General features: G+C 40.2%; 4 protein-coding genes. 3 read left to right on the top strand and 1 reads right to left on the bottom strand.

What is annotated here, in order from left to right:
* Nucleotides 1–440 precede the first annotated feature (440 nt).
* On the top strand, nucleotides 441–1,961 hold the full coding sequence (locus tag ABZA00_RS05835; RefSeq protein WP_372881207.1) for a DUF3360 family protein: 1,521 nt from the start codon (nucleotides 441–443) through the stop codon (nucleotides 1,959–1,961).
* A gap of 94 nt (nucleotides 1,962–2,055) precedes the next feature.
* On the opposite strand, the gene ABZA00_RS05830 is transcribed toward ABZA00_RS05835, so the two are convergent.
* Nucleotides 2,056–2,562 carry a glycine cleavage system protein R gene (locus ABZA00_RS05830; RefSeq protein WP_372881206.1) on the bottom strand — a complete coding sequence of 169 codons (507 nt, stop codon included), beginning with the start codon at nucleotides 2,560–2,562 and terminating at the stop codon, nucleotides 2,056–2,058.
* Between the two features lie 867 nt (nucleotides 2,563–3,429).
* On the opposite strand from ABZA00_RS05830, the gene pflB reads away from it, so the two are divergent.
* Together pflB and pflA are read left to right on the top strand one after the other, a co-directional pair.
* Entirely contained in the window at nucleotides 3,430–5,715 is a 2,286-nt protein-coding gene (pflB, locus tag ABZA00_RS05825) for a formate C-acetyltransferase (RefSeq protein ID WP_372881205.1), read from the top strand.
* Between the two features lie 162 nt (nucleotides 5,716–5,877).
* Entirely contained in the window at nucleotides 5,878–6,618 is a 741-nt protein-coding gene (gene pflA / locus ABZA00_RS05820) for a pyruvate formate lyase 1-activating protein (protein ID WP_372881204.1), read from the top strand.
* Nucleotides 6,619–6,659 lie beyond the last annotated feature (41 nt).

Below are 6,659 nucleotides of genomic sequence, written 5' to 3'. Positions count from 1 at the left end.
TTGTGGCCAGCTAAAGCTGTTCAAAATCGTTCCATACGATTTTGTGTAATTAGAACAACTAGTTACTGCAATCAATGCCTTGCTTTCATCCATTTTTCCTACGCCTAAATAGATCATCTAATTAACGGAATTGGTATTAAACTGTTTCAATGCGGTCAAATTTTAACTTTAGCGCTTAAAATACAGACAACATTGCTTTTGAAGGGTGTTTTTTTATGGCCTGGATCACATCAATTTAAATAAAATATTAGTAATTTTATTTCAGAATTGTCACTATTCTGATCCAGATCAATCAGATTTTTAATCCTTTATATAAGCTACGCAACACATCCAATAGGCTGATTAGTCGTCTGTATTTTCTCATTTACTAATTAAACCTGTTAACCCTATTCATTTTAATTTTAACTAACGCTTACTAATAGTAACGGAGTAACAATCGAATGTCGGAAGAGAATAAAGACAAGAGCTATAGTGAATTACACAGGCCAGCAAGTGAATTTGCAAGCCGCTCGGATTACCTGGATCATGAACTGCAAATCATGAAACCACGCCGCTGGGCATTAAATCTACCAGGTCGTGACTTCCGTTTTGAATGGGAAGATCTGGTACCGGCTATCGCAGGTACAATCGGTATTATTGCAATGTACTCGGCGGTTATGTCATCTTGGGCAGAAGGATTATCCCTGCGTTGGGATCATATTAATCTGGGTAAAGAATTTGCCATCGAAGTAGCACGGGTAGAAATGCTTATTCCTGCATTACTTTTCTGCGTTATCGCATCTGGATTTGTTAATCCCCGTGCAAACCTCGCGGGTAATCATGGTCCGATGATTCCATTGATAGGCGCAATTGCCCTGGCCGGTGCACACCCGCTTGCACTTGCAATTCTACTTGGTGTATTCGGGCTGCTGCTCAGTTACCTTAAAGGCGGATCTAAACTGGTTAATTTAACCAGTGAAGGAGTTGCCGGTGGTTTATTAGTGTTCCTGGGTTTTACCGGCGCATTCAGCCAAATAGGACAGATTCAATCTTGGGCAACCGGGCTTGAATCTGCTGATGTTGCAGCTGGCAGCATGGGCTATGTTGGTTTAGCCGTACTGGCCGTAAACATCATTCTTTACGCATTCCTTGCGCGTATTAACAAACGCTGGCTGGCGATTCCTGCTTGTGCTATTACCGGTTTAATTATCGCCCTTGCACTGGGAGCAGGGTTCAACCTTACTTTTGAAACTGAAATGGGTCTTCCGCATCTGAGTCCTGTTTACTGGTGGGGAAGTACAACTGAAGGCTGGATGCTTGGTTTACCGAATCTAGAGCATTTCATCGCTTCGTTACCTTTTGCAATCTTAGCGGTAGCAATGTGGTCTCCTGATTTCTTAGGGCACCGTATATTCCAGGAGCTTAACTATCCGAAAAATACCGATGCGGTACTCATGGATGTTGACGATACAATGACCACTTGTTCTATCCGTCAAATTGTTGGTACATCACTTGGTGGTGGTAACATCACATCCTCTTGGGGTACCTACATGATCCCGGCGGCGATCGCCAAACGCCCGATTCCTGCAGGCTCTATCGTATTAGGCTCTCTGGTAATGATTATTGCTATCCTTGGTTTTCCAATGGATGTCGCGGTATGGCCACCGGTAATGCGTATCGCATTGCTTGTGGGTGTATTCTTACCGCTTCTTGAAGCCGGTATGCAGATGATTAAAGATACAAAAGACTCACAGTCTGCCGGTATCTGTATTTTTGCATCAGCGGTTGCTAACCCGGTGCTGGCGTGGGCGTTAACCATGCTGCTTGATAACAATGGCTTGATTGGTGATAAAGAACGTGCCAAAAAATTAAGCTTCTTAGATAAAGTAATCATTCCAGCTTCGGTCTTGATTATCTGTTTTGTGGCGATGTTAGCTGTTGGTATGCTTGAAGGGCAATACGGTATTCCAGCACTGCTATAAACTAAATATCTTATGGCAAACCCGCTTTAAACATAAAAAAGGCGGCTATTGAAAAATAGCCGCCTTTTTAGTTTTTCAGCGTATTGGGGATTCATTATGCAGGCGTTTGTAAATCAACCACTAAATCCGTTGAGATAGTCTGCAGGGACTCAATCAACTCCCCTTTATTAAAATCATCGGCAACTAAAATTTTGAATTCACTGGTGAACATGATACCGCCAATGTCAGCCCCACCGACGCGATGACATTCCATGCTTTCAATTTTTATATCATTTTCGCCTAACACTTCAGAAATATCATTGACCAATCCAAAACGATCTTTCGCATCAATACTTAAAATAAATTGATTTGCTTTCTTCTGCTCAATACGATCTAATTTTGCCGTTTCAACATTAATATTTAAGCCTTTAAACTGATCAATTAACTTATCTGCACTCTTCGATTCAATTTCAATTTTGATCAAACCGGCAAAATAATCATCAATATGGGTGATCTTACTGTTCAGCCACTTACCCCCTAATGCATGTGTTTTTTCAGATAAAATCTTAATTAAATGCGCGTGTTCTTTTCCATGAACTATTACCATTATTTGAACATTCATAACTCTACTCCCTCTAAAAATATCAATATTAAAACGATAATTTATTATTAATAAAGCAACTTATCTTTTTATTGTGACTACATAACAAATTATAAACCATGATAAAAATAAGGTTAGTATTCCGTACGATTAATTATTTTCGAAAAATGAGCAAATTTTAATTATGCAAATTCAAAGCGCCAAAAAAGAGACATTGATCACACTTAAAAGAAACAAAATTACAGAAGCTGTACATTAATTGACTTTAAAATTGAATAAAAAGCATCTTGTAATTAAATTACATTTATCTTTTATAAGTTGACTTGGATCAATTTTAGTCTAGAGAGCATTTGTTAGACTCGTCGCACAGGTAATCGAGCACCTCTCATTTTTAAAAGAACATGAAGTGAAGTTACGCCGGTGTTTTTCAACAAACAGCAAAACTGCCGCAGCTCATAATGGAATATAAATTACCTCTAAATCATTACATTTTTAATCATGTTCTTAGGATGTTATTTCGCATCTTTTGAAATGCGGACAGACAATAGACAAGGCTACAGAGTGCTACTCTGCAAGCGATTACAGGTTATTGTGTGAATGTTTTTAATATCGTCCCGATATTATCTGCGCATTAACAATTGCACCCTGTCCTGAGCTTATGTGACATGATCTATTGTGCGAAAATTGAGCATCCAACAGGTTGGTTAGCAGAGGTAGATCAACCCACAATTTTCAGCAAAAAATTAAACTATGCGACCATAAACACAATGAATATGGACGCGATAGTTGTTTTGACAGAGGCTCCGCCCGTTCGCAGCCAGATCAAAACAACAAAACGGATTTATAAATACATTTAATCTTAACATCAAACTGTAAAGGGAAATCTTTATGACAACACTTAACGAAAAATTTGCATCTGCATGGCAAGGTTTTGCTGGTGAAGATTGGAAAACTGAAGTTAACGTTCGTGACTTTATCCAAAAAAACTACACACCATATGAAGGTGATGAAAGCTTCCTGGCTGGCGCGACTAAAGCGACTGATGAGCTTTGGGCCAAGGTAATGGAAGGTATCAAACAGGAAAACACCACTCATGCTCCTGTTGATTTTGATACTGACGTTGTTTCAACAATCACCGCTCACGATGCCGGTTACATCAATCAGGATCTGGAAACGATTGTTGGTCTGCAGACTGAGAAACCACTAAAACGTGCGATTATCCCGAATGGCGGTATCCGTATGATCGAAGGTTCTTGTAAAGTTTACGGTAAAGAATTAGATCCTACGATCCAAAAGACTTACTCTGAATACCGCAAAACGCATAACCAGGGTGTTTTCGATGTTTACACAGGTGCTATCCTTAAATGTCGTAAATCAGGTGTATTAACTGGTTTACCTGATGCGTACGGCCGTGGTCGTATTATTGGTGATTACCGCCGTGTAGCACTTTACGGTATCGATTTCCTAATGGCTGATAAAGCCAAGCAACATAAAAGCTTAGAAGCTGAGCTGGTTGCTGGTTCTTCTTTAGAAGATACTATGAAATTGCGTGAAGAGATCTTCGAACAATACCGTGCTTTAGGTCAAATGAAAGAGATGGCTGCTAAATACGGCTTTGATATCTCTCACCCAGCTACAAGTGCTAAAGAAGCTATCCAATGGACTTACTTCGGTTACCTTGCAGCAATCAAATCACAAAATGGCGCGGCAATGTCATTTGGTCGTACAGCATCATTCTTAGATATCTTCATCGAGAAAGATCTTCAGGCAGGTAAAATCACTGAGACTGAAGCACAAGAGCTTATCGATCACTTAGTAATGAAATTACGTATGGTTCGTTTCCTACGTACGCCTGAATATGATGATCTATTCTCTGGCGACCCTATCTGGGCAACAGAATCAATCGGTGGTATGGGTGTTGATGGTCGTACGCTGGTAACTAAAAACAGCTTCCGTTTCCTACACACACAATACACTATGGGTCCTTCTCCAGAGCCAAACATCACTGTTTTATGGTCTGAAGCATTACCTGTTAACTTCAAAAAATACTGTGCAAAAGTATCTATCGATACCTCTTCTATCCAGTATGAAAATGATGATTTAATGCGTAACGATTTCGACAACGATGATTACGCCATTGCTTGTTGTGTATCACCAATGATTGTTGGTAAACAGATGCAGTTCTTTGGTGCACGTGCCAACCTTGCTAAAACATTACTGTACGCCATCAACGGCGGCGTAGATGAAAAATCAAAAATGCAGGTAGGTCCAAAAACTTTACCGGCAATCACTGGTGAAGTATTAAACTACGACGAAGTGTACTCAAATCTGGACCACTTCATGGACTGGTTAGCTGAGCAATACGTCACTGCACTTAACTGTATCCATTACATGCACGACAAATACAGCTATGAAGCATCGCTAATGGCGCTTCATGACCGTGACGTTGAGCGTACTATGGCATGTGGTATTGCAGGTCTTTCAATTGCAGCGGATTCTCTTGCGGCAATCAAATACGCAACCGTTAAACCTGTGCGTGACGAAGACGGCATCGCAACTGACTTTGAAATCGAAGGTGATTACCCTAAATTTGGTAATAACGATCCACGTGTTGATGATATCGCTTGTGAACTTGTTGAAAGCTTCATGAAGAAAATCAAATCTCGTCCAATGTACCGTAACGCTCGTGCTACACAGTCTATTCTTACTATTACATCAAATGTTGTGTACGGTAAGAAAACAGGTAATACACCTGACGGACGTCGTGCAGGTACTCCTTTTGCTCCGGGTGCAAACCCAATGCACGGACGTGATGAAAAAGGTGCTGTTGCATCATTGACTTCAGTATCTAAACTGCCGTTTGCATACGCCCAAGATGGTATTTCTTATACTTTCTCTATCGTACCAAACGCGTTAGGCAAAACTGACGATGCACAAAAAGTGAACCTTGCGGGTCTGATGGACGGTTACTTTAAGCACACCCCTGAAATTGAAGGTGGTCAGCACTTAAACGTAAACGTTATGAACCGCGAAATGTTATTAGATGCAATGGAAAATCCTGAGAAATACCCTCAGTTGACTATCCGTGTATCTGGTTACGCAGTTCGTTTTAACTCGTTAACTAAAGAACAGCAAAACGACGTTATCTCACGTACTTTTACAGCTAACCTGTAAAAATAAAAGATAAACAGGTTAACTTTTTTGTTAGCCTGCTATAATCAAAAAAGGTTTCATTCTTCGGGATGAAACCTTTATTTTTATGTATAACAACATGTTTATTTCATTTGTGTTTTAGCTAAGACAGCAATGAAATAATTTGTTTTTAAGGGGCTTTTAATGTCAGTAACAGGACGAGTTCATTCTGTTGAAAGTTGTGGTACCGTTGATGGGCCAGGCATTCGTTTTATTATTTTTTTACAAGGCTGTTTAATGCGTTGTAAATATTGCCATAACCGCGACACTTGGGATACCGAAGCCGGCAAAGAGATGAGCGTCGATGAATTGATGGCAGAATTAGTGCAGTATCGTCACTTTATGAACGCTTCAGGTGGCGGAGTCACCATCTCTGGCGGTGAGGCGATGTTGCAGCCAAAATTTGTTAAAGCGGTTTTTGAAGCTTGCCGTCTGGAAGGAATTCATACCTGTTTAGACACGAATGGTTTTGTGCGCCGTTTAGATGATACCGTAAAGAGCGTACTTGACGTAACAGATCTGGTCTTACTGGATATCAAGCAGATGGATAATGATAAACATATCGACTTAACCCATGTAAGTAACAAATATACACTTGAATTTGCTAAATACTTGGCGGAACGTAATCAGCCTGTTTACCTGCGTTATGTGGTGGTACCGGGTTATACCGACTGTGAAGAAGATGCTCACGCATTAGGTCGCTTTATTGCACCGATGAAAAATATCGAAAAGATTGAAATGCTGCCTTACCATGAACTCGGTAAGCATAAATGGACAGCCATGGGTGAAATTTACCCTCTAGAAGGCGTAAATCCTCCATCCCATGAAACCATGGAAACGATCAAAAACATTCTTCTGCAATATAACGACAACGTCATTTACTGATCCACAGATAAAGCAGGTAGCAATAATACCTGCTTGTATAG

Source organism: Psychromonas sp. (genome assembly GCF_041586535.1).
GTDB lineage: Bacteria > Pseudomonadota > Gammaproteobacteria > Enterobacterales > Psychromonadaceae > Psychromonas.
Note: the sequence above shows the minus strand (reverse complement) of the source record. Positions and strands in the feature narration are given on the sequence as shown.

Coding starts and splice junctions, on each gene's coding strand:
- ABZA00_RS05830 (WP_372881206.1), bottom strand. CDS start 2,562: ATGAATGTTCAAATAATGGTAATAGTTCATGGAAAAGAACACGCGCAT.
- pflA (WP_372881204.1), top strand. CDS start 5,878: ATGTCAGTAACAGGACGAGTTCATTCTGTTGAAAGTTGTGGTACCGTT.
- pflB (WP_372881205.1), top strand. CDS start 3,430: ATGACAACACTTAACGAAAAATTTGCATCTGCATGGCAAGGTTTTGCT.
- ABZA00_RS05835 (WP_372881207.1), top strand. CDS start 441: ATGTCGGAAGAGAATAAAGACAAGAGCTATAGTGAATTACACAGGCCA.